Source organism: Geodermatophilus sp. URMC 65, assembly GCF_053502545.1.
Genome location: NZ_CP199954.1, coordinates 3,452,210 through 3,476,032 on the forward strand (window position 1 = coordinate 3,452,210; position 23,823 = coordinate 3,476,032).

The following is a 23,823-nucleotide window of genomic DNA, read 5'->3' on the forward strand; positions in this document are numbered from 1 at the left end:
AGCGCTCGCGTCGGTGACGGGGCACACGTGTCCCAGCTGTCCCGTTGCGGGCGTGTCCGCTGGAGGCGGGTGAGCGGGAGGCCGAGTGTGTCGGGGTGCAGCGCATCGACATCGACGGCGTCCCCGTCTTCACCGCCGACGGCCCGGCACGGACCACCGCCGCCCTCGTGTTCGGGGTCGGGCTCCGCGACGAGACGTTCGCGACCATCGAGGTCACCCACCTCGTCGAGCACCTCGCGATGGGGGCACTGCCCAAGTCGCACCTGCGGTGCAACGCGGTGACCGACGTCGACACCACGACCTTCTACGCGACCGGCCGTCCGGAGGCCGTGGGCGCGTTCCTCGAGGGCATCTGCCGGGCGCTGGCCGACCTGCCCACCGAGCGGATGGAGCTCGAGGTCGGCGTCCTGCAGGCGGAGAACTGCTCCACCGCCCACTCCACCCTCGGCGCGCTGTGGGCCGCCCGCTTCGGCCTGACCGGCCCGGGCCTGGCCGTCGCCGACGGGCCGGGCCCGGAGTACCTGACCGAGGAGACCGTGCGGGCGCACGCCCGCCGGTGGTTCGTCCGCGACAACGCCGCGCTGTGGTGCGCCGGGCCGCTGCCCGCCGGACTGCGGCTGCCGCTCCGGGCCGGCCCCCGTCCCGAGCGCCCCGCCCCGGCGCCGCGGCCGCAGACCGGGCCGGTGTGGACCCAGGGCCACGGCGCCGGCGTCGGCCTGCTGCTGTCCGCGGGCGGCCCGGGCGACCCCGCGCTGACCATCGGCATCGAGGTGCTCAAGGAGCGGCTGCGCGACACCGCCCGCCTCGCCCGCGGGCTGAGCTACTCCGTCGACTCGATGGCCCTCGACATCACGGCCGACCGGCGCGAGGTCGCCGTGGTCCTCGATGCCCGGGAGGGGCAGGAGGCGGCCGTCGCCGGCCTGCTCTGGCAGGCCTACACGGAGCTGTGCGCGTCCGGCCCGACCGCCGAGGAGCTCGCGCACGCGGTGGCCGGCTTCGAGGAGGAGCTGGACGCCGACGAGCGTGCCGTCGTGGAGTCCGAGCTCGCCGACGCCGCCTACTGCGCGGTGAGCGGCCTGCCGTTCCGCCCGGTGCAGGACGTGCTGGCGACCTGGCGGACGACGCCCGGCGAGCGCGTGGCAGCGGCGCTGCAGGGCTCCTGGCCGACGGCGATCCTGTACGTGCCCGAACAGGTCGACTACGCCGGTCCGGGCGGGCCGGTCGAGCGCCGCTACGTGTGCAACCTGCAGACCCAGTTGCCGGTGGGGGAGACCTTCCGGCCCTCGGCGCTGGCCCGGCTGTTCTCCCGGGACAGCCGGGTCGCCCTCGTCGTCGGCGAGCGCGAGCTGGCCCACCGCGACAGCGACGGCGACGTCCACACCATCCCGTGGGAGCTGGTCGAGGCCGCGCTGCCGACCCAGGACGGCCGGGCCGTCTTCGTCGTCGGGCGCAACCTGTGCAGCGCCGTCGTGGACGAGGAGCGGTTCGGACGGCGGGCGGTGGCGGCCGTGCAGGCGCGGGTGCCCGCCGCCCGCTGGCTGCCGCGTCCGAGGACTGCGGGGGACGACCTGGTCGGGGCTGCTTCCCCGGCGGCCGGGACGGCTGCTCGTCCCTAGACTCCCCAGAGTGGAGATCCCGTTCAGGTCCTCCGAGCGAGCCAGCCTCGGCGTCGAGTGGGAGCTGCAGCTCGTCGACCTGCAGACGCGGGAGCTGACCTCGGGGGCCGTGGAGATCCTCGAGGAGCTCCGGCCCGAGGGCGCCGCGGAGCACCCCAAGGCCAAGCACGAGCTGCTGCAGTCGACCATCGAGATCATCACCGGCGTCTGCAGCACCGTCGCCGAGGCCAAGGCCGACCTCGCCGGCACCCTCGCCGAGGTGCGGGCCGCCGCCGAGCGCCGCGGGCTGGGCGTGATGTGCGCCGGCACCCACCCGATCACCGACTGGCAGACGCAGCAGATCTCGCCCAAGGAGCGCTACCTGCAGCTGGTCGAGAAGATGCAGTGGCTGGCCCGCCGGCTGCAGATCTTCGGCGTCCACGTGCACGTCGGCGTCCGCGCGCCGGAGAAGGCGATCCCCATCGTCAACGCGCTCACCCAGTACGTGCCGCACTTCCTGGCGCTCTCGGCGTCCTCCCCGTTCTGGGTCGGCTGCGACACCGGGCTGGCCTCGGCCCGCTCCAAGGTCTTCGAGGGGATGCCGACCGCCGGCCTGCCCTACCAGTTGTCGGGCTGGGACCGCTTCGAGGAGTACATGGAGACGCTGATCTGCACGCACGCCATCGAGAGCGTCCGCGAGGTGTGGTGGGACATCCGCCCGCACCCGGACTTCGGCACCGTCGAGCTGCGCATCTGCGACGGACTGCCCACCCTCGACGAGATCGGCGCGGTCGCGGCGCTCTCGCAGTGCCTGGTCGAGCAGTTCGACACCCAGCTCGACCGCGGCTACACCCTGCCGGTGCCGGCCTCCTGGGTGCTGCAGGAGAACAAGTGGCGAGCGGCGCGCTACGGGCTGGACGCCGACATCGTCGTCGACGAGAAGGGCACCGTGCGGCCGGTGCGCCAGGCGATCACCGACCTGGTCGAGGAGCTCGTGCCGACCGCTCGCCGGCTGGGCTGCGAGGCCGAGCTGGCCGACGTGGCGCGCGTCCTGGCCGTCGGCGCCTCCTACCAGCGGCAGCGCGCGGTCGCCGCGGCGCACGACGGCGACCTGACCGCCGTCGTCGACAGCCTGCAGGCCGAGCTGCGGAACGGCCTGCCCGCCAGCGGTCCCGCCGGCCTCCCGCCCGGGCCGGTCCCCGGCCCGGCCCAGTGCACTGGGGGCCATGCCGCATGAAGAGCGCAGCGGCGTGAGGGGCGCAGCGGCATGAGGGGCCCTGCCGCATGACCCAGTTCCCGGAGAAGCTGGGGACGGCGGTCGACGAGTGGGTCGCCGAGAAGCACCCGCAGCTGGTCTCCGTGCGCCGGCACCTGCACGCCCACCCGGAGCTGGCCTTCGCCGAGTTCGAGACGACGTCCTTCCTCGAGCAGCGGCTGCGCAGCGCCGGCCTGGAGCCCAAGCGGCTGCCCACCGGCACCGGGCTGGTGGTCGAGGTCGGTTCCGGCGACCCGACGGTGGTGCTGCGCGCCGACATCGACGCGCTGCCGCTGGCCGACCTCAAGGACGTCCCCTACGCCTCGACCCGCGAGAACACCTGCCACGCCTGCGGGCACGACGTGCACACCACCGTCGCCCTCGGCGTCGTGCTGGCGCTGGCCGCGCTCGACGACCTGCCCGGTACCGTGCGCTGCGTCTTCCAGCCGGCCGAGGAGACCGTGCCCGGCGGCGCCACCGAGGTGGTCGCGGCCGGTGTGCTCGAGGGTGCCTCCCGGGCCTTCGCCCTGCACTGCGACCCGTCCATCCCGGCCGGCAGCGTCGGCCTGCGCACCGGCGCGATCACCGCTGCCTGCGACCGGATGGACGTCACCCTCACCGGCCCCGGCGGGCACACCGCCCGTCCCCAGCTGACCGTCGACCTGGTCGACGCCCTCGGCCGGCTGATCACCGACCTGCCGGCGCTGCTGTCCCGGCAGGTCGACCCGCGCGCCGGCATGTCGCTGGTCTGGGGCGCGGTCAACGCCGGGGTCGCGGCCAACGCCATCCCGCAGCGCGGTCACCTGCGCGGCACGGTGCGGATGCTCGACCGCGACACCTGGCAGGACGCCGAGGCGCTGCTGCGCTCGCTGGTCGAACGGGTCGCCGCCACCACCGGGGCCGACGTGGACGTCGACTACGTGCGCGGGGTGCCGCCCGTGGTGAACGACCCGCGGGCGGTGGCGCTGCTGCGCTCGGCGGCGCTGGAGACGGTCGGCACCGAGGGGCTGCGGCTGTCCCCGCAGAGCATGGGCGGTGAGGACTTCGGCTGGTTCGCCGACGTCCTGCCCATCGCGCTCGCCCGGCTGGGCACCCACGGTGGCGGCGCGCCGCTGGACCTGCACCGGGGCACCTTCGACGTCGACGAGCGGGCGATCTCGGTCGGCGTGCGGCTGATGGCCCGCACCGCACTGCACGCGCTGTCCGCCGACGCGGGCGCACCGCCGCCCGGCCCGACGCCGCACCCGAGCGGTTCCGGTCGGGGTGCGCGACGGTAGACACTGACGCCGATCCACTGAGGGGAGCCCGATGATGCGTTCCACCGATCAGCAGGCCGCGGCACCGGCCGACGCCGAGGTACCGGCCGAGCACGAGGTCCCCGACGACCTCCCGCTCGCCGCCGGGTTCCCGGCCGCGACCCGGGAGGCGTGGCGTGAGCTGGTCGCCGGGGTGCTGCGCAAGGCCGGGCGCGAGGACCTGCCCGACCCGGTCGAGGACGCGCTGCGGGTGCCGGTGGCCACCGGCGTCAGCGTGGCCCCGCTCTACACCGCCGAGGACGCCGGCGACCTGCCCAGCGCGGTCGGCGTCCCGGGGCTGACCCCCTTCGTGCGGGGCTCGCGGCCCGGTGCGACCGGTGAGGTGCCCGGCGGCTGGGACGTCCGCCAGCGGCACGCCCACCCCGACGTCGCGCTGACCAAGGAGGCGATCGCCGCCGACCTGGAGAACGGCGTCACCTCGCTGTGGCTGCAGCTCGGCGAGGGGGCGGTCCCGGTCGGCGCGCTCGGCGACGTCCTGGCCGACGTCTACCTCGACCTCGCGCCGGTGTCGGTCTCCGGCATCGGGGCCGGCGGGGGAGTCGAAGCCGCGGAGGCCCTGCTCGCCCACGTCGCCGGCCGCACCGACCTCGCACCCGGCGGCTCGCTGGGCCTGGACCCGCTGGGCGTGCAGGCCGCTTCGGGGGAGGAGCAGGACCTCACCGGGCTGGCCGACGTCGCCCGCCGGGCGCCCGCCGGCTGGCGCACCGTCGTCGTCGACGCGACGGTCTTCCACGACGCCGGGGCCTCCGCCGTCGAGGAGCTCGGCTGCTCGGTGGCCGCGGGAGCGGCCTACCTGCGGGCGATGACCGACGGCGGGCTCTCGACCGACGAGGCCTTCGCCGCGCTCGAGTTCCGCTACGCGGCCAGCGCCGACCAGTTCACGACGATCGCCGCGCTGCGCGCCGCCCGCCGGCTGTGGGACCGGGTCGGTGAGGTCAGCGGCGCCTCGCCCGACGCGCGCGCCCAGCGGCAGCACGCCGTCACCTCCTCGGTGATGACGACCCGGCGCGATCCGTGGGTCAACATGCTGCGGACGACGGTCGCCTGCTTCGCGGCCGGCGTGGGCGGGGCCGACGTCGTCACCGTGCAGCCCTTCGACGCCGCCCTCGGCCTGCCCGACGCCTTCTCCCGGCGGATCGCCCGCAACACCCAGAACCTGCTGGTCGAGGAGGGGCACCTCGCCCGCGTGCTCGACCCGGGCGGCGGTTCCTGGTACGTCGAGGCGCTCACCGACGCCCTGGCGGAGGCGGCCTGGAGCTGGTTCACCGAGATCGAGCGGGCCGGCGGGCTGGCCGCCGCCCTGGGCTCGGGCCTGGTCCGCGACCGGATCGCCGCCGCGTGGGACGCCCGCGCCGAGCGGCTGGCGCACCGCACCGATGCCATCACCGGCGTCAGCGAGTTCCCCAACCTCACCGAGAAGCTCCCCGAGCGGCAGCCCGCCGCGGACCTGCACCCGAACGGGGGGCTGCCGCGGGTGCGGGCGGCGCAGGCGTTCGAGGAGCTGCGCGACCGCGCCGACGCCGCCCGGCGGGCGGGGTCGGAGCCGAGGGTCTACCTCGCCACCATCGGCCCTATCGCCCGGCACACCGCGCGCGCCACCTTCGCCGGCAACCTGTTCCAGGCCGGGGGAGTGGCGACGCCCTCGGGCGACGGTGCCTCCGGTCTCGCCGACGCGGGGACGGCGGTCGCCTGCATCTGCGGCACCGACAGGGACTACGCGGAGTCCGCGGCGGCACTCGCCGCGGAGCTGCGCGCCGCCGGGGCCACCGCGGTGTGGCTGGCCGGCAAGCCGTCGCTCGCGGTCGACGGCGTCGACGGGTACGTGTACGCCGGGTGCGACGCGCTCGACGTCCTGCAGCGAGTCCACGAGCAGCTGGGAGTCCCCGCATGAGCACGATCCCCGACTTCGGCGGCGTCGAGCTGGGCCGCCCCGCGGCGGCCGCATCGGTCGACGACTGGGCCAAGGCCTTCAAGGAGGCGACCGGCCGCGGCGTGGAGGAGGCCGCCTGGGAGACCCCCGAGGGCATCGCCGTCCCGCCGCTGTTCACCCCTGCGGACCTGCGGGGTCTGGACTTCCTCTCGACCTACCCCGGGCTGCCGCCGTACCTGCGCGGGCCGTACCCGACGATGTACACGACGCAGCCGTGGACGGTCCGCCAGTACGCGGGCTTCTCGACCGCGGCGGAGTCCAACGCCTTCTACCGGCGCAACCTCGCCGCGGGGCAGAAGGGCCTGTCGATCGCTTTCGACCTGCCCACCCACCGGGGCTACGACTCCGACCACCCGCGCGTGGTGGGTGACGTCGGCATGGCCGGGGTGGCGGTCGACTCGATCCTGGACATGCGGCAGCTCTTCGACGGCATCCCGCTGGACCGGATGAGCGTCTCGATGACCATGAACGGCGCGGTGCTGCCGGTGCTGGCGCTCTACATCGTCGCCGCCGAGGAGCAGGGGGTGGAGCACGGTCAGCTGACCGGGACCATCCAGAACGACATCCTCAAGGAGTTCATGGTCCGCAACACCTACATCTACCCGCCCAAGCCGTCGATGCAGATCATCAGCGACATCTTCGCGTTCACCTCGCGTGAGATGCCGCGGTTCAACTCGATCTCCATCTCCGGCTACCACATCCAGGAGGCCGGGGCGACGGCCGACCTGGAGCTGGCCTACACGCTGGCCGACGGCGTGGAGTACCTGAGGGCGGGCAAGGACGCGGGCCTGGACGTCGACGCGTTCGCGCCGCGACTGAGCTTCTTCTGGGCGATCGGCATGAACTTCTTCATGGAGGTCGCGAAGCTGCGGGCCGGGCGGCTGCTGTGGGCGCGGCTGGTCAAGGAGGCCGGCGCGCAGAAGGCCAAGTCCCTGTCGCTGCGCACCCACTCCCAGACCTCGGGCTGGTCGCTGACCGCGCAGGACGTCTACAACAACGTCGTCCGCACCTGCCTGGAGGCGATGGCCGCCACCCAGGGGCACACCCAGTCGCTGCACACCAACGCCCTCGACGAGGCGCTCGCGCTGCCCACCGACTTCTCCGCGCGGATCGCCCGCAACACCCAGCTGCTGCTGCAGCAGGAGTCGGGGACGACACGGGTCATCGACCCGTGGGGTGGCTCCGCGTACGTCGAGAAGCTGACCTACGACCTCGCCCGGCGCGCCTGGGCGCACATCGAGGAGGTCGCCGAGCACGGCGGCATGGCCCAGGCCATCGACGACGGCATCCCGAAGCTGCGCATCGAGGAGGCCGCCGCCCGCACCCAGGCGCGCATCGACTCCGGCCGGCAGCCGGTGATCGGCATCAACAAGTACCGGGTCGACGCCGACGAGGCGATCGAGGTGCTGCGGGTCGACAACGCCGACGTGCTCGCCCAGCAGAAGGCCAAGCTGGAGGAGCTGCGCGCCTCCCGGGACGACGGCGCGGTCCGCGAGGCGCTCTCCCGGCTCACCGACGCCGCGCGGGCGGCCGCCGAGGGACGGCGCGGTCGCGAGCTGGACACCAACCTGCTCAAGCTCGCCGTCGACGCCGCGCGCGCCAAGGCCACCGTGGGGGAGATCTCCGACGCGCTGGAGGAGGTCTACGGGCGGCACGCGGGCCAGGTGCGCACCATCTCCGGTGTGTACCGCGAGGAGGCAGGAGCGTCCGGGCCGATGGAGGAGACCCGCAGCATGGCGGAGGCGTTCGAGGAGGCCGAGGGACGCCGTCCCCGCATCCTGGTCGCCAAGATGGGCCAGGACGGCCACGACCGCGGTCAGAAGGTCATCGCGACCGCGTTCGCCGACCTCGGCTTCGACGTCGACGTCGGCCCGCTGTTCCAGACCCCCGAGGAGGTCGCCCGGCAGGCGGTGGAGGCCGACGTGCACGTCGTCGGCGTCTCGTCGCTCGCGGCGGGCCACCTGACGCTGGTGCCGGCGCTCAAGCAGGCACTGGCCGACCTCGGGGCCGAGGACGTCGTCATCGTGGTCGGCGGGGTCATCCCGCCCGACGACGTGCCGACGCTCAAGGAGATGGGCGCGGCCGAGGTGTTCCTGCCCGGCACGGTGGTGGCCGAGGCGGCGCAGCGGCTGCTGCGGACGCTGTCCTCGACCCTCGGGCACTGATGGGCCGTCGCATCGACGTCCCCGCGCTGGCGGAGGGCGTGCTGGCAGGTGACCGGCGGGCCGTGGCCCGGGCGATCACGCTCGTCGAGTCCCACCGCCCCGACCACCGGGAGCGCGCGCAGGAGCTGCTGGTCGAGCTGCTGCCGCACGCCGGCGGTGCCCGACGGGTCGGCATCAGCGGCGTCCCCGGGGTGGGGAAGTCGACGTTCATCGACCAGCTCGGCGTGACCCTGACGGCGGCCGGGTCGAGGGTGGCGGTGCTGGCCGTCGACCCGTCCTCCGCACGGTCCGGCGGGTCGATCCTCGGCGACAAGACCCGGATGGCGCGGCTGTCGGTGGACCGGAACGCGTTCATCCGGCCCTCGCCGACGTCGGGGACCCTCGGCGGGGTCGCGCAGGCCACGCGGGAGTCGATGGTCGTCGTCGAGGCGGCCGGCCACGACGTCGTCCTGGTGGAGACCGTCGGGGTCGGGCAGTCGGAGATCACCGTCGCCGAGATGGTCGACTCGTTCCTGTTCCTGACGCTGGCCCGCACCGGTGACCAGCTGCAGGGGATCAAGCGCGGCATCCTCGAGATCGCCGACGTGATCGCGGTGAACAAGGCCGACGGGCCCGGTGCGGCCGACGCGCGCAAGGCCGCCCGCGAGCTCGCCGGTGCGATCCGCATGCTGCGTGGCCACGACGAGGAGTGGCAGGTGCCGGTGCTGACCTGCGCCGGGCTGACCGGCGAGGGCCTGGACGAGGTGTGGGCCAAGCTGGTCGAGCACCAGGACCGACGCAGGGCCTCGGGTGCCTTCGACGAGCGCCGGCGCAGCCAGCAGGTGCGCTGGACCCGCCAGCTGGTGCGCGACGGCCTGGAGCACCGGCTGCGCGCGCACCCCGGCGTCCGGGCGGCCGCGCCGCAGCTGGAGAAGGCGGTGCTGGCCGGTGAGCTGACCCCGGCGTTGGCCGCGCAGCAGCTCCTGGAGACCTTCCTCCACGACTCCTGAACTCGACGTGTGAGCCGGGTCACGCAGCGCTAGCGTCCCGGCAGGGCCGTGCCCGCGGTCCGTCCCGCTGCCGAGACGAGGCCGGCCATGCCCATCGACAACCCGTACTACTCCGCTGCGGTCCACGGCGACTTCGAGCTCGCCGACATCGGCGACCTCGTGCTCGAGGAGGGGGCCACCCTCCGCGGCTGCCAGCTGGCCTAGCAGACCCTGGGCACGCTCAACGCGGCGAAGGACAACGCCGTCCTGATACCGACCTGGTACTCGGGCAACCACTCGGTCATGCGGGACACCTACGTCGGCTCGGGCCGGGCCATCGACCCCGCGGAGCACTTCGTCGTCCTGGTCAACCAGATCGGCAGCGGGCTGGGCACCTCGCCGCACGACCTGGCCGGCTCCTACGGCCGGAGCCGCTTCCCCCGGGTGCGCATCGGGGAGGACGTGGTCGCCCAGGAGCGGCTGCTGCGCGAGGTGCTCGGCGTCGAGGAGCTGGCGCTGGTCTTCGGCGGGTCGATGGGCGCCCAGCAGACCTACGAGTGGGCGGTCCGGTTCCCCGACCGGGTCGAGCGGGCCGCGCCGCTGGCCGGCACCGCGCGGATCTACCAGCACTGCGTCATCTGGGCGCAGACGCTGGTCGACGCCCTCACCTCCGACCCCGGGTACGCCCGGGGCTGGTACCGCGACCCCGCCGACGTCCGCGGCGGGCTGCAGCGGCACGCCGGGTTGTTCGCGCTGCACGTGCTGTCCAACGAGTTCTGGACCGGCGAGCACTGGCGGGCGCTGGGCTTCAGCTCGCCGGAGGACTTCGTGATCGGCTTCCTGGAGGCCTACTTCGAGCCGATGGACGCCGGCGACCTGCTGACCCAGGCGTGGAAGTGGCAGCACGACGACGTCAGCCGGCACACGGGCGGGGACCTCGCCGCCGCGCTGGGCCGGATCACCGCGAGGACGGTGGTCATGCCCATCAGCACCGACAAGTTCTTCCCGCCCGAGGACTGCGCCGCCGAGCAGGCGCTCATCCCCGCCAGCCGGTTCCGGGTCATCGAGGACGTGCACGGCCACGCCTCGCTGTTCGGGCTCTCGCCGTCCTACATCGAGCAGGTCGACGACGCGCTGCGCACGCTGCTGCAGACGCCGGCCTGAGCGGGCGGGCCGCTGTCCCGGCTCCCGCGCCGGCTTCTCCGCGCCGGCTTCTCCGCGAAGATCATGAAGTTTGGGTGGGGACACGCCGGAGGTCTCCGGTGTGTCCCCACCACAACCTCATGAGCGTCGAGATCCACAGCGCTCCCCGCCGTCCACAGACGAGCCGCCGGCCCGCACGGGACGGTGCTCCGGCCCGAGCGTCGGGGCATGGACTTCGCGCTCTACCGGACGATCGCGCGCCAGGGCGGCGTCTTCACCACCGCTCAGGCCCGCGACCGCTACAGCGACTGGGAGATCCGCCGACTGGTGCGGTCCGGCCGGTGGCGCCGGACCCGGTGGCGCGGTGTGCTGGCCGACGCCGAGCTGCCCGACTCGCCGCTGCTACAGGTCCGGGCAGCCGCGCTGGCGGTCGGCCCGGACCTCGTCGCCTGCCACTCGACCGCCGCCTTGCTCTGGGGCTTCGACGTCCTGGGATCGGACGTCCTGCACTTCCTGGGGCCGCCGCAGCTGGTCAACCGGCGACTCCCCGGGGTCCAGGTGCACCCGTCGAGCCTCGGCACGGACGACGCCGTGCTCGTCGACGGCGTCTGGTGCACCTCAGCGGCCCGGACGGCCTGCGACGTCGTGCGCCTGGCCGCGCCCATCCACGGTCTGGCCACCCTCGGCGCGGCGTTGCGTGCGGCCTGGTGCACGCGGGAGCAACTGGCGGTCGCGGCAGCGGAGCAGGCCGGGCTGCGTGGGGTCGTGCGCCTGAGGGAGCTGCTGCCGCACGCGTCGGCGGGGGCGGAGTCACCCATGGAGTCGCGGATGCGGTGGCGCTTCATCGACGGCGGTCTGCCGGCGCCGGAGGTCCAGGTCCGGGTGATCGGGGACGGGCGCAGCCACTACCTCGACACCGGCTGGCGGGACGCGCGCGTGGGGGCCGAGTTCGACGGCCTCGAGGCGCACATGACCCGGCAGCAGCTCGCCGCAGACCGGGACCGCCACAACTGGCTCACCGAGCGGCGCTGGACCCTGCTGCACTTCACGGCGAACGACGTCTACCGGCGGTACGAGCGGATGGTGGGCACCGTCGCCCGACACCTCGGCATCTCCAGTCAGCCGCAGCGATCATGAAGTCGCGGTGGGGACGCACCAGCGAGAGGTGGTGTGTCGCCACCGCAACTTCATGATCATCGGGAGGAGGGGGGCGGGACGCCGAAGGGGCGGACGCCGGGGGGAAGGGTCGCGAAGAAGTCGCCGCGGCCCGGTCAGACGCCGGTGGAGCGGCACTCGCGGGCGCGGAGGTCCTCGAGGTAGTCGTCCGGAGCACCGGCGGCCTCGGCGGCGTCGGCGAGCGCGCCCAGGTACCGCGCGGAGGGCAGCCCGCCCTCGAAGGCGTCGAGCACGTAGACCCAGGCGACCTGGTCGCCGGTGAGCGTGTGCACCCGCAGGTGCAGCCTCCGGTAGAGGCCCTGGTCGGCGCCCTCCCAGGCGTCGAGCGCCCTCTCGTCGGCCTCGGTGAGGTCGTAGAGGGCGACGAAGACGCCGGGGGCGAGCGACTCGCCCGGTGTGGTGTCGTCGGGGACGAGGGTGGCCAGGGCCCCCTCCCAGCCGTACTCCTCGGCCCCGAAGGTCAGCCGCCAGCCCTTGATCCAGCCGGTGCCGGTGTGCGGGGAGGAGGGGCAGCGCCGGAGCATCTGTGCGGGATCCATGTTCGACCCGTAGGCGGCGTAGAGGCCCATCACCGGGCAGCCTACGACCGTGTGGCGCGCCCTTCGGTGGTAGATGGGCCACGTCGTCACCCGGAGCGGGGAGAATGGGCGCGGTACGTGTCCCCAGCGCACTGACAAGGACTCCCATGACCCGCATCGTGATCATCGGCGGCGGCCCGGCCGGCTACGAGGCCGCGCTGGTCGCGGCATCCCTCGGTGCGCAGGTCACCGTGGTCGAGCGGGACGGCGTCGGTGGGGCGAGCGTGCTCACCGACTGCGTCCCCTCCAAGACCTTCATCGCCTCGGCCGGCGTGATGACCAACGTGCGCGACTCCAGCGCGCTCGGCATCCAGGGCGCCGAGCTGGCCACCGTCGGCATCGACCTCCCCGCGGTCAACCAGCGGGTCAAGGGCCTGGCCGTGGCGCAGTCCGCCGACATCAGGGCCCGGCTGGTCGCCGAGGGCGTGCGGGTCCTCCCCGGGCAGGGCCGGCTCTCCGACGAGGTCCGCGGCCTGGTGGAGCACCGGGTCGAGGTGCTGGACGCCGAGGGCGCGGTCACCGAGACGCTGGAGTGCGACGTCGTCCTCATCGCCACGGGCGCGGACCCCCGCGTGCTGCCCGGCGCGGAGCCCGACCACGAGCGGATCCTCGACTGGCGCGACGTCTACGACATCCAGGACATGCCCGAGCACCTGGTCGTCGTCGGCTCCGGCGTGACCGGCGCCGAGTTCGCCTCCGGCTACCTCGAGGCCGGCGTCCCGGTGACGCTGGTGTCCTCGCGTGACCGGGTGCTGCCCGGCGAGGACTCCGACGCCGCCGAGGTGCTCGAGGACGTCTTCCAGTCCCGCGGCGGCCGGCTCGAGCGCGGCCGGGCCGGGGCGGTGCGGCGCACCGAGAAGGGCGTCGTCGTCGAGCTCACCGACGGGCGCACCGTCGAGGGCTCGCACGCGCTGATGACCGTCGGCACCGTGCCTAACACCGCCGGGCTCAACCTGGAGCAGCTCGGGGTCGAGCTCGCGCCGTCCGGGCACGTCGTCGTCGACCGCGTCTCGCGCACGAGCGTGCCGGGCATCTACGCAGCCGGTGACGTCACCGGCGTCTTCCAGCTGGCGTCGGTCGCGGCTATGCAGGGCCGGATCGCCATGTGGCACGCGCTGGGCGAGGCGGTCACCCCGATCCGGCTCAAGACGGTCTCGGCGAACGTCTTCACCCACCCGGAGATCGCCACGGTCGGCGTGCAGGAGAAGACGCTGCCCGAGGGCGCCGACATCGAGGTCGTCCGGCTGCCGCTGGCCACCAACGCGCGGGCCAAGATGGCCGACCTGCGCGACGGGTTCGTGAAGCTGTTCGCCCGGCAGGCGACCGGCGTGGTCGTCGGCGGGGTCGTCGTCGCACCGGGGGCCTCGGAGCTGATCCTCCCGATCGCCCTGGCGGTCACCAAGGGGTTGACGGTGAGCGACCTGGCTCAGACGTTCGCGATCTACCCGTCGCTGTCCGGCTCGATCACCGAGGCCGGCCGACGCCTGATGCGGGCAGACGCCCTGGCGTGAAAGGCCTCGCCTGCGGGGGCCGGGAGGCCCTCGTGGGACGTGGGACGGGCCTGACGGGACGCCGGGGGTGCGGGGGAGCCCTGGGTCGGGTGTGACGGCGGGTTCGACTGGACCCCCGGCGCCCGGTGCCGACGCGCGCGCGAGCTGCCGAGGACAGGGGGGATGCGCCCCCACCGGAACACTCCCGCCCCTCGCCGCCGCCCGCTCCGGGCGCTGGCCGGTGCGGCGACCGCGCTGGCCCTCTCCCTGACGCTGCCGGCGACGGCGGCCCGGGCGGAGGAGGCCGCGGCGCCGTCCACCGTCGTCGGCGAGATCGTGCAGGCCTGGCCCGAGGTCGGGCCGGCCGGCTCCGCCGCGGAGGCCGAGCACGCCGAGGCCCCGCTGACCTGGGTCGAGAGCCCCGCCGGCGAGGCGGTCCGCGTGCCGACCGAGGCGGTGGCCGGCCTGGCGGTCGGTTCCACCGTCGAGGTCACGGTGGGCGCGCACGTCCCCGACGCCGCCGGCCAGGAGGGCTTCGAGCCCGCCCGCGACGTGCTCGGCGCGCAGCTGCTGCAGGAGGCGCCCGAGGCGCGCGCCGCGCGGGTGGCCGGGCTGACCAACCAGGTCACCGTGGCGATGGTGGTCCCGGTCGGCGGGCAGCGGGACGGCGCGACGCTGGCCCAGCTGGTCGCCGCCGTCGACGGGCCGGTCGCGGAGTTCTGGGCGGGGGAGACCGACGGCGCCGTCCGGCTCGGCGTGACCGCCGCGCACGACTGGCTGCAGACCACCGCCGGGTGCGCCGACCCCACCGCCCTGTGGAACGAGGTCGCCGACCGCACCGGCTTCGTGCCCGGCCCCGGCCGGCACCTGGTCGTCCACGTCAGCAGCCGGCCGCGGGACCTACCCGGCTGCGCCTACGCGCTGGGCCAGGTCGGCGCCGGCGTCGGCGCGGGCGGGCGGGTCTACGTCCGGGACGTGCTGCCCTCGGTCATCGCCCACGAGCTGGGCCACAACTTCGGCCTCGGGCACTCCTCGGGGCACCAGTGCGACGCCGCGATGGAGACCGGCGCCTGCCGCACCGCCCCCTACCGCGACTACTACGACGTCATGGGCGCCTCGTGGCGTGAGGTCGGGTCGCTCAACGCCCCGCAGGCCGCTCAGCTGGGCGTGCTGCCCGCCTCGGCGCAGCTGCCGGTCGAGGCGGCCGGCCCGGCGACGACGGTCACCCTCGCCCCGCTGGGGTCGCGGGCCGGCACCCGCGCGGTGCGGCTGACCGACGCCGCGGGCGGCACCTACTGGCTGGAGCTGCGCGCCGCGGTCGGCCGCGACGCCTGGCTCGGCGCGACCGGCAACCGCTTCGGCCTCGACTCCGGCGTCCTGCTGCACCGCACCGGCCGGATGCCCGACACCGCGCTGCTGCTCGACGGCAGCCCGTCGCCGGCCGCCGGGTGGGACGACGACCTGCGGGCCGCGCTGCCCGTCGGCGTGCCGGTGCCGGTCGCCGGTGAGACGTTCACCGTCACCGTGGACGCCGTCACCGCGACCGGGGCCACGCTGACCGTCGTCCCCGCCGCCGGAGCCGCCGTCCCGGTGAGCCCGCTGCCCGGGTCCGACGCCGCGCCGGAGGTGCTGGCCGCCACGCCGGTCGCCTCGACCCCGGCTCCCGCCACCCCGGCTCCCGCCACCCCGGCTCCCGCCACGCCGGCTCCCGCCACGCCGGCTGCCGCCGCTCCGACCGAGGTGGCCGCGCCGGCACCCGTCGCCGCTGCCCCGGGGGCCGCGGAGGCCCCGGCCGCTCCGGTCGTCGTCGGAGTGCAGCTGATCGAGCCGGTGCCGGCCGCGGTCCGGACCGTCTCCCGCGCGGACTGGACCACCCCCGCCGGCGCGGTCGCGGGCCTGGGGGTCCTGCTGCTCGCCGGCTGGGGTGTCACCCGGAAGCGGGGCGTGCGCGCCGGGGACTGAGCTCCCGCCTGTACCCGGCGGCCCGACCTGCCGATGGGGGGACCGGCCCCTCTCGCTTGGAGACCCTCCGTGCCCCCTGTGCGCTCCCCCCGGCTGCTGGCGCTCGCCGTCGCGGCCGCCGCCGTCCTCCCGGTGCTGATCGCACCGCCCGCCACCGCGGAGGAGGCGCCGGCTCCGGCCGTTCCTCCGGAGTCCGCCGCGCCGGAGGCCCCGACTCCCGGGGACACCCTCGTGGGCGAGCTGGTCCAGGGCTACGTGGACCCCTCGCCGACGGCGGCCCTCGAGACCGAGGAGGACCACGCCGACAGCCTGGTCAGCTGGATCCAGACCGACTCGGGCGACGCGGTGCGGGTGCCGACGGAGGACGTCGAGGACATCGACGCCGGCTCCACCGTCGAGGTGACCCTGGGCGAGGCCGTGGAGGACGAGGTGGCCGCGGCCGACCTCGCCCCGGCGCAGGAGGTCCTCGCCGCCGAGGTGCTCGCGGCCCCGGCCGAGGCCACCGCACCGGCCGACGGCGCGGTCAACCACCTGGTCACCGTCGTCATGCTGCAACCGGCCGGTGCCGTCCGGGACGGCACGACCCTCGCCCAGGTGGTCGACACGGTCAACGGGCCGGTCGCTTCCTTCTGGGCCGAGCAGACCGGCGGCGCGGTGCGGCTCGGCGTGGGGCCCACCTTCGACTGGACCACCCCGTCCTCCCTCACCTGCGAGGACCCGTTCGCCCTCTGGTCGGAGGCCGCCACCCGCGCCGGGTGGCAGACGGCCCCCGGCCGCCACCTGCTCGTGTACGTGCCGACCGGCTCACCGGGCTGCGGCTACGGCCTGGGCACGATCGGGACGGGGATCGGTTCGGGCGGCATGTCCTACGTGCAGGCGCCCGAGCTCTCGGTCATCGCGCACGAGATCGGGCACAACCTCGGCCTGGGCCATGCCTCCGAGCTCCTGTGCGACGGCGCGCTCGACCGGGGCCCGTGCGTGGTCAGCCCGTACGACGACCTGTACGACGTCATGGGTGTCTCCTGGGGGCCGGTGGGCTCGCTCAACGCGCCGCACGCAGCGCGCCTCGGGGTGCTGCCCTCGGGGACGGTGCCGACGATCAGGGCCGGGGCCCCGCCCGCCCAGTACGCGCTGGCACCGGTCGGCGCCCGCACGGGCACTCGTGCGCTGCGCCTCGTCGACACCGACGGGGACGTCTACTGGCTCGAGTACCGGACCCCCGTGGGCCGGGACAGCTGGCTCGAGACCCACGAGAACTGGCTGTACCTGCAGACCGGCGTCCAGGTGCGCCTGGCGACGGCCGGCGACAACACCTCCCTGCTCCTCGATGGGACTCCCACCCCGGCTGCTCAGTGGGGCCAGGACCTGCGCGTCGCCCTGCCGGGATCCGTTCCGGTGGTCGTCGGTGACGAGCGGTTCGCCGTGTCCGTCCTCGCGGCCGGGCACGACTCCGCCCGCGTCCAGGTCGTCTCCTCGCGAACCGGACACCCGGTCGACGCGGCCTACGACCGTCTGGGCGGTGCCGCCGTGCTGGGCGCGCCGACGTCGGCTCACGTCTGTGGACTGCGCGACGGTGGCTGTCGCCGCGACTATGCCGGAGGGTCCATCTACTGGTCGTCGCGCACCGGGGCGCACGTGGTCCGGGGCGCGATCCTGGCGCGGTGGCGCCAGCTGGGGGCCCAGGCCGGGTCGTTGGGCTACCCGGTCGCTGACGATGTAGCGGTGCCGGGTGGGTTCAAGACCGACTTCGCGGGTGGGTCGATCTACTGGTCGGCGGCCACGGGTGCGCGGGTGGTGCGGGCGGCGATCCTGCGGCGTTACGTGGCCGCAGGCGGTCCGCGGGTGCTGGGCTTCCCGGTCGCGGACGAGGGCCGGACGGCCGATGGCACGGGTGCGCTGGTGCGGTTGCAGGGCGGGGCGGTCTACTGGTCGTCGCGCACCGGGGCGCACGTGGTCCGGGGCGCGATCCTGGCGCGGTGGCGCCAGCTGGGGGCCCAGGCCGGGTCGTTGGGCTACCCGGTCGCTGACGATGTAGCGGTGCCGGGTGGGTTCAAGACCGACTTCGCGGGTGGGTCGATCTACTGGTCGGCGGCCACGGGTGCGCGGGTGGTGCGGGCGGCGATCCTGCGGCGTTACGTGGCCGCAGGCGGTCCGCGGGTGCTGGGCTTCCCGGTCGCGGACGAGGGCCGGACGGCCGATGGCACGGGTGCGCTGGTGCGGTTGCAGGGCGGGGCGGTCTACTGGTCGTCGCGCACCGGGGCGCACGTGGTCCGGGGCAGGATCCTCACACACTGGCTGGGCACCGGGGGACCGACGGGGCCGCTCGGCTTCCCGGTCACCGACCACGCCGCGCTCCCCGATGGCAGCGGCTGGCAGGTCCGCTTCCAGAACGGCACGCTCACCGAGCGGCGCGACGGCCGGATCGCGACCATCCGCTGATCCGTGGACGACGAGGGCCCGCCACCGGGGAACCGGTGGCGGGCCCTCGTCGTGTCGAGGGACTACCCCGCGTCGGCGATCGTGCAGATGACCGCGCCGCTGGTCACCGAGGCGCCCACCTCGGCGGACAGGCCGCTGACCGTGCCGGCCTTGTGCGCGGTGATCGGTTGCTCCATCTTCATCGCCTCGAGGACGACGACCAGGTCGCCCTCGGCCACGGTGTCCCCGTCGGAGACCGCGACCTTGACGATGGTGCCCTGCATCGGGCTGGTCAGGGAGTCGCCGGACGCCGCCGACCCGCCGTGCCCACCGCCGCGCTTGCGCGGCTTGGCCCCGCCGGCGGCGGCCGGGGCGCCCCCGCCGCCGACGGCCAGGCCCGCGGGCAGCGACACCTCCAGCCGTCGTCCGCCGACCTCGACGACGACGGTCTGCCGCGGCTCCTCCTCGTCGTGCCCGGCCGGGGCCGCGGAGTACGGCGGGACCTGGTTGTCCCACTCTGTCTCGATCCAGCGGGTGTGCACGGTGAACGGCTCCGTGGTGAACGCCTCGTCGCGCACCACCGCCCGGTGGAACGGGACGACGGTCGGCATACCCTCGACCACCAGCTCGTCCAGCGCGCGACGGGCCCGCTGCAGGGCCTCCTCGCGGGTGGCGCCGGTGACGATGAGCTTGGCCAGCATCGAGTCGAACGCGCCGACCACCTCCCCGCCGGTCTCGACGCCGGAGTCCCAGCGCACGCCCGGGCCCTGCGGGATCTCCAGCCGGGTCACCGGGCCGGGGGCGGGCATGAAGTTGCGGCCGGCGTCCTCGGCGTTGATCCGGAACTCGATGCTGTGCCCGCGCGGGGTCGGGTCCTCGGTGACCTCGAGCGGCAGGCCGTCAGCGATGCGGAACTGCTGGCGGACCAGGTCGAGGCCGCTGGTCTCCTCCGACACCGGGTGCTCGACCTGCAGCCGGGTGTTGACCTCGAGGAAGGAGATGGAGCCGTCGATGCCGACGAGGTACTCGACCGTGCCGGCGCCGTGGTAGCCGGCCTCCCTGCAGATGGCCTTGGCCGACTCGTGGATGCGGGCCCGCTGCTCGTCGGTCAGGAACGGCGCGGGAGCCTCCTCGACGAGCTTCTGGTTGCGCCGCTGCAGCGAGCAGTCGCGGGTGCCGACGACGACCACGTTGCCGTGGGTGTCGGCCAGCACCTGGGCCTCGACGTGCCGGGGCTTGTCGAGGAAGCGCTCGACGAAGCACTCCCCGCGGCCGAAGGCCGACACGGCCTCGCGGACGGCGGAGTCGAACAGCTCGGGGATCTCCTCCGTGGTGCGGGCCACCTTCAGCCCGCGCCCGCCGCCCCCGAACGCCGCCTTGATGGCGACCGGCAGGCCGTGCTCCTCGGCGAAGGCCACGACCTCGTCGGCGCCACCGACCGGGTCCTTGGTGCCGGGCACCAGCGGCGCGCCGGCCGCCATGGCGATGTGCCGGGCCTGCACCTTGTCGCCGAGGGCGATGATCGCCTCGGGGGAGGGGCCGATCCAGGTCAGCCCTGCGTCGATCACCGCCTGGGCGAAGCCGGCGTTCTCCGAGAGGAAGCCGTAGCCGGGGTGGACCGCGTCCGCGCCGGACCGCTTGGCGGCGTCCAGGATCTTGTCGACCACCAGGTAGGAGTCGCCCGGCGTCGTCCCCCCGAGGGAGAAGGCCTCGTCGGCCATGCGCACGTGCAGCGCGTCACGGTCGGGCTCGGCGTAGACGGCCACGCTGGTGAGGCCGGCGTCCTTGCACGCGCGGGCGACGCGCACCGCGATCTCGCCGCGGTTGGCGATCAGGACCTTCTGCACCGGTGTTCTCCCTCGGGTTCGTACTGCTTCGACTGCGGGTGGGCGGACGAGCGCGGGCTCAGCGCCGCCAGAGGTCGGTGATCGCCAGCCCGCGCTTGGCGAGCTGGGCGCGCAGCGTGGCCAGCGACAGGCCGACGACCGCCGCCGGGTCGCCGTCCACCCGCCGGACGAACGGCGCGCCCAGCCCGTCGAGGGTGAAGGCGCCGGCCACGGCCAGCGGCTCGCCGGTGGCGAGGTAGGCCTCGATCTCCTGCGGCGTGGGGTTGGCGAAGTGCACGACGGTGGAGACGACGGCGACGTCCCGGCTGACCACCTGGCCGTCCTGGACGTCGAAGAGCGCCTGCCCGGTGTGCAGCACGCCGCTCTTGCCGCTCATCCGCTGCCAGCGGTCCCGGGCGTCGTGCGTGTCGGTGGGCTTGCCCAGCGCCTGGCCGCGGAACTCCAGCAGCGAGTCGGCGCCCACGACGAGCGCGTCGGTCTCCTGCTCGGCGACGGCCTTGGCCTTGGCGGCGGCCAGCAGGGCGACCGTCTCGCCGACCCGCGCGGCCTGCACCGAGGACTCGTCGACCTGGCTGACGACGACCTCGGGTGTCAGCCCGGCCTGGCGCAGCAGGGTCAGCCGGGCAGGGGACGCCGAGGCCAGCACCAGACGGCGGTCCACGCTCATGCTTCCTCCTCGCTGGCGCTCGTCTCCAGCATCCGCAGCTCTGCTTCCCTGTCGCACGAACTCGCACGCTCATTCATGCGAACCGCCCGGAGGCGCGCCAGCCACCGGGTCCGGGACGCAGCGGGCGCCGGTGGAGGTCCCCGAACGACGCCCAGGTCCCGACCGGGGTCGGCCGGCGGCGGGTGCGCCGCTGTGACAGGGCGGCGACGACGACGGTGAGTGCGGCGAGCTCCTCGGCCGAGGGTTCCCCGCGGACGACGGTGAGCAACGGAGGTCGTGAGGAGTGGGGGCCCGGAGGGTCCCCGCGATCGAACGACGCAGCGGCTCCACGCGAGCCGGGGGCGGCACCTGACCGCGGTGGTCGTCCGGAGGACGACGGTGTCGTCGTCACAGCGGGATGTTCCCGTGCTTCTTCGGAGGCAGGGTCTGGCGCTTGTTGGCCAGCAGGCGCAGCCCCTTGGTGACCTCGATGCGGGTCTCCGACGGCCGGATCACCTGGTCCACGTACCCACGGTCGGCCGCGATGTACGGCGAGAGCAGCGCGTCCTCGTACTCGGTGATCAGCTCGGCGCGGCGCGCATCGGCGTCGTCTGCGTCGGCCAGCTCGCGTCGGTAGAGGATGTTGACCGCGCCCTGGGCGCCCATGACGGCGATCTGTGAGGTCGGCCACGCGAGGTTGAGGTCGGCCCCGAGGTGCTTGGAGCCCATGACGTCGTAGGCGCCGCCGTAGGCCTTGCGGGTGATCACGGTGATCTTCGGGACGGTCGCCTCGGCGTACGCGTAGATCAGCTTCGCGCCGCGGCGGATGATCCCCTCCCACTCCTGGGAGGTGCCGGGCAGGAAACCGGGGACGTCGACGAAGGTCAGCACCGGGACGTTGAAGGCGTCGCAGGTGCGCACGAACCGCGCCGCCTTCTCGCTGGCGTCGATGTCCAGCGTGCCGGCGAGCTGGGTGGGCTGGTTGGCCACGATCCCGACCGGCCGCCCCTCGACCCGGCCGAAGCCGACGACGATGTTCGGCGCGAACAGCGGCTGCGCCTCGAGGAACTCGCCGTCGTCGAGCACGTGCTCGATGACGGTGTGCATGTCGTAGGGGGTGTTGGCCGAGTCGGGGACGAAGGTGTCGAGCTCGCGGTCCTCGTCGGTCACGCCGTCGTGCGTGGTGTCGGCCGGCGCGACCTCGAGGGCCGGCAGCGGGTCGAGGTTGTTGCTCGGCAGGTAGGACAGCAGCGCCTTGACGTAGTCCAGCGCGTCCGCCTCGTCCTCGGCGAGGTAGTGCGCGACGCCCGACTTGGTGTTGTGCGTGCGGGCGCCGCCGAGCTCCTCGAGCGTGACGTCCTCGCCGGTCACGGTCTTCACGACGTCGGGGCCGGTGATGAACATCTGGCTGGTCTGGTCGACCATCACGACGAAGTCGGTGAGCGCGGGGGAGTAGACGTGCCCACCGGCCGCGGCGCCCATCACCAGCGAGATCTGCGGGATGACGCCGGAGGCGTGCACGTTGCGCCGGAAGATCTCGGCGTAGAGGCCGAGGGCCACCACGCCCTCCTGGATCCGCGCGCCGCCGCCCTCGTTGATGCCGATGACCGGGCAGCCGTTGCGCATGGCCAGGTCGAGCACCTTGACGATCTTCTCGCCGTAGACCTCGCCGAGGCTGCCGCCGAAGACGGTGACGTCCTGGGAGAAGACGCACACCGGCCGGCCGTCGACGGTGCCGTACCCGGTGACGACGCCGTCCCCGAAGGGCCGCTTGGACTCCATGCCGAAGTTGGTGGAGCGGTGCCGGGCGAACTCGTCGAGCTCGGTGAACGAGCCCGGGTCCAGCAGCGCCTCGATCCGCTCGCGGGCGGTCATCTTGCCCGCGGCGTGCTGTTTCTCCACGGCGCGCTCGGAGCCCGCGTGGGTGGCCTCCTGCACGCGACGCTCGAAGTCCGCCAGCTTGCCGGCGGTCGTGTGGATGTCGACGTCGCCGGGGACGAAGTCCTCAGCGCTCTCCAGTTCAGCCGCGCTCACGTGCTCTCCTCGCTGCGCTCGTCGGCGCGTTCGCGCCGCGCTGCTGCATCCATCCGTGAGCTCGCAAGCTCGCTCACGTGCTCTCCTCGCTGGGACTCGTCGGCGCGTGCACGCGCTGCCGTGCCCGGCAGTGAGCTCCCTCGCTCACGGGTTCCGTAGCGTAGAAGAGTGCCCCAGACGCTGCCGTCCGCCTCCTCCGACCCCTCCCGGGCCCCGCTCGACGGCCGGTCGCTGGCAGCTGCGCTGACCACGGGGAGCGCCCTGTGGCGCTCGCTGGAGGTGGTACCCGAGATCGGCTCGACGAACGCCGCTCTCCTCGCGGCCGCGGCCGAGGACGCGCCCGAGGGGACGGTCCTCGCGGCCGAGCACCAGGTGACCGGCCGGGGACGGCTGGACCGGGTCTGGACCTCCCCGCCGGGCGCGGGCGTCACCGTCTCGTTCCTGCTGCGCCCCGACGTCCCGGGCGCGCGCCGCGGGTGGCTGCCGCTGCTCACCGGCGTGGCCCTGGCCGAGGCGGTGGGCGAGGTGCCGGGCGTGCGCACCTCGCTGAAGTGGCCCAACGACCTGCTCGCCGCCGGCGGCGCGAAGCTGGCCGGCATCCTCGCCGAGGTCGGCAGCGGGGCGGTCGTCGTGGGCGTCGGCCTCAACGTCTCCACCCGGGCCGACGAGCTGCCCGACACCGCCACCTCCCTCGCACTCGAGGCGGGGCGGCCGGTCGACCGCGCGGCGGTGCTGCTGCAGTTCCTGCGCACCTTCGAGCACCGCTACCTCACCTGGGCACGGGCACTCGGCGACCCGGTCTCCAGCGGGCTGGCCCGCGACTACCTGGCGTGGTGCTCGACGGTCGGCGCGGACGTCGTCGTCACCCTCCCCGATGGCTCCACGCTCGAGGGGGTCGCGGAGTCGGTCGACTGGGACGGCCGGCTCGTCGTCCGGGCGCCGCAGGGGACGGTCGAGCTCGCCAGCGGTGACGTGAGGCACCTGCGTGGTCGCGTGTGACGGGTGGGTCCGCCGCGGCGGCGCCGAGGCGAGGCGCCAGGGCGGTCGCGGCTACCGTCGGTGCTGGCCGGCGCCTCCACCTGCCTCACCGTCCACCGGGTGGCCCGTACCGAGCGCAGCGACCGGGCGGCGACGTGGGTCGCGGCTCCCGCGACGACGGAGGTGCTGCCCTGCGTGAGGTGGAGCGCGCCGGGGTGCGGGCGGGTACGCCGGGGTGCCGGTGTGGTCTTCCCCTCCCGACGAGACGCTGGGGCGCTCCCGGCGATCGGCGCCCGCGACGCCCCCGGATGCCCGAGGTGAC

The 23,823-nt window shown here is 74.6% G+C and carries 17 protein-coding genes; 12 read left to right on the forward strand and 5 right to left on the reverse strand.

Annotated elements, in window-relative coordinates:
* Positions 1 to 95 precede the first annotated feature (95 nt).
* From ACWIX7_RS16845 to ACWIX7_RS16880, 8 genes are all read left to right on the forward strand, one after another.
* Entirely contained in the window at positions 96 to 1,616 is a 1,521-nt protein-coding gene (locus ACWIX7_RS16845; RefSeq protein ID WP_448617573.1) for a hypothetical protein, read from the forward strand.
* A gap of 10 nt (positions 1,617 to 1,626) precedes the next feature.
* Complete coding sequence (locus ACWIX7_RS16850; RefSeq protein ID WP_448617574.1) at positions 1,627 to 2,832, forward strand: glutamate--cysteine ligase; 1,206 nt, start codon at positions 1,627 to 1,629, stop codon at positions 2,830 to 2,832.
* Positions 2,833 to 2,879: 47 nt separating this feature from the next.
* Positions 2,880 to 4,127, forward strand: coding sequence for an amidohydrolase (locus ACWIX7_RS16855; protein ID WP_448617575.1), 1,248 nt, complete (start codon positions 2,880 to 2,882; stop codon positions 4,125 to 4,127).
* 34 nt (positions 4,128 to 4,161) lie between these two features.
* The gene (locus ACWIX7_RS16860) at positions 4,162 to 6,057 is read left to right on the forward strand and encodes a methylmalonyl-CoA mutase subunit beta (protein ID WP_448617576.1); all 1,896 of its coding nucleotides are present in this window, start codon (positions 4,162 to 4,164) and stop codon (positions 6,055 to 6,057) included.
* A complete protein-coding gene (scpA, locus tag ACWIX7_RS16865; protein ID WP_448617577.1) occupies positions 6,054 to 8,261 on the forward strand; it encodes a methylmalonyl-CoA mutase in 2,208 nt (735 codons plus the stop codon). The genes ACWIX7_RS16860 and scpA overlap by 4 nt, the downstream gene beginning before the upstream one ends.
* Entirely contained in the window at positions 8,261 to 9,250 is a 990-nt protein-coding gene (gene meaB / locus ACWIX7_RS16870) for a methylmalonyl Co-A mutase-associated GTPase MeaB (protein WP_448617578.1), read from the forward strand. Before scpA ends, meaB begins: the two co-directional genes overlap by 1 nt.
* Positions 9,251 to 9,460: 210 nt before the next feature.
* A complete protein-coding gene (locus ACWIX7_RS16875; protein WP_448622162.1) occupies positions 9,461 to 10,393 on the forward strand; it encodes an alpha/beta fold hydrolase in 933 nt (310 codons plus the stop codon).
* A gap of 207 nt (positions 10,394 to 10,600) precedes the next feature.
* Complete coding sequence (locus tag ACWIX7_RS16880) at positions 10,601 to 11,509, forward strand: hypothetical protein (RefSeq protein ID WP_448617579.1); 909 nt, start codon at positions 10,601 to 10,603, stop codon at positions 11,507 to 11,509.
* Between the two features lie 134 nt (positions 11,510 to 11,643).
* Here ACWIX7_RS16880 and ACWIX7_RS16885 read toward each other — a convergent pair whose 3' ends face one another.
* Entirely contained in the window at positions 11,644 to 12,117 is a 474-nt protein-coding gene (locus ACWIX7_RS16885) for a gamma-glutamylcyclotransferase (protein WP_448617580.1), read from the reverse strand.
* Between the two features lie 116 nt (positions 12,118 to 12,233).
* On the opposite strand from ACWIX7_RS16885, the gene ACWIX7_RS16890 reads away from it, so the two are divergent.
* From ACWIX7_RS16890 to ACWIX7_RS16900, 3 genes are all read left to right on the forward strand, one after another.
* A complete protein-coding gene (locus tag ACWIX7_RS16890; protein WP_448617581.1) occupies positions 12,234 to 13,637 on the forward strand; it encodes an NAD(P)H-quinone dehydrogenase in 1,404 nt (467 codons plus the stop codon).
* A gap of 162 nt (positions 13,638 to 13,799) precedes the next feature.
* Positions 13,800 to 15,578: a reprolysin-like metallopeptidase gene (locus ACWIX7_RS16895; protein ID WP_448617582.1), complete on the forward strand. Its 1,779-nt coding sequence runs from the start codon at positions 13,800 to 13,802 to the stop codon at positions 15,576 to 15,578.
* Positions 15,579 to 15,647: 69 nt separating this feature from the next.
* Positions 15,648 to 18,017: a hypothetical protein gene (locus ACWIX7_RS16900; protein ID WP_448617583.1), complete on the forward strand. Its 2,370-nt coding sequence runs from the start codon at positions 15,648 to 15,650 to the stop codon at positions 18,015 to 18,017.
* A 62-nt stretch (positions 18,018 to 18,079) separates the two neighbouring features.
* On the opposite strand, the gene ACWIX7_RS16905 is transcribed toward ACWIX7_RS16900, so the two are convergent.
* The 4 genes from ACWIX7_RS16905 to ACWIX7_RS16920 all read right to left on the reverse strand — a co-directional run bounded on the left by ACWIX7_RS16905 (position 18,080) and on the right by ACWIX7_RS16920 (position 22,523).
* Complete coding sequence (locus ACWIX7_RS16905; protein ID WP_448617584.1) at positions 18,080 to 19,843, reverse strand: acetyl/propionyl/methylcrotonyl-CoA carboxylase subunit alpha; 1,764 nt, start codon at positions 19,841 to 19,843, stop codon at positions 18,080 to 18,082.
* Positions 19,844 to 19,901: 58 nt separating this feature from the next.
* A complete protein-coding gene (locus tag ACWIX7_RS16910; protein WP_448617585.1) occupies positions 19,902 to 20,510 on the reverse strand; it encodes a Maf family protein in 609 nt (202 codons plus the stop codon).
* A 73-nt stretch (positions 20,511 to 20,583) separates the two neighbouring features.
* The gene (locus ACWIX7_RS16915) at positions 20,584 to 20,778 is read right to left on the reverse strand and encodes an acyl-CoA carboxylase subunit epsilon (protein ID WP_448617586.1); all 195 of its coding nucleotides are present in this window, start codon (positions 20,776 to 20,778) and stop codon (positions 20,584 to 20,586) included.
* A 119-nt stretch (positions 20,779 to 20,897) separates the two neighbouring features.
* Complete coding sequence (locus tag ACWIX7_RS16920) at positions 20,898 to 22,523, reverse strand: acyl-CoA carboxylase subunit beta (RefSeq protein ID WP_448617587.1); 1,626 nt, start codon at positions 22,521 to 22,523, stop codon at positions 20,898 to 20,900.
* Positions 22,524 to 22,691: 168 nt separating this feature from the next.
* Between ACWIX7_RS16920 and ACWIX7_RS16925 the strand changes: the two genes are divergently transcribed.
* Positions 22,692 to 23,522: a biotin--[acetyl-CoA-carboxylase] ligase gene (locus ACWIX7_RS16925; protein WP_448617588.1), complete on the forward strand. Its 831-nt coding sequence runs from the start codon at positions 22,692 to 22,694 to the stop codon at positions 23,520 to 23,522.
* Positions 23,523 to 23,823: the final 301 nt, after the last annotated feature.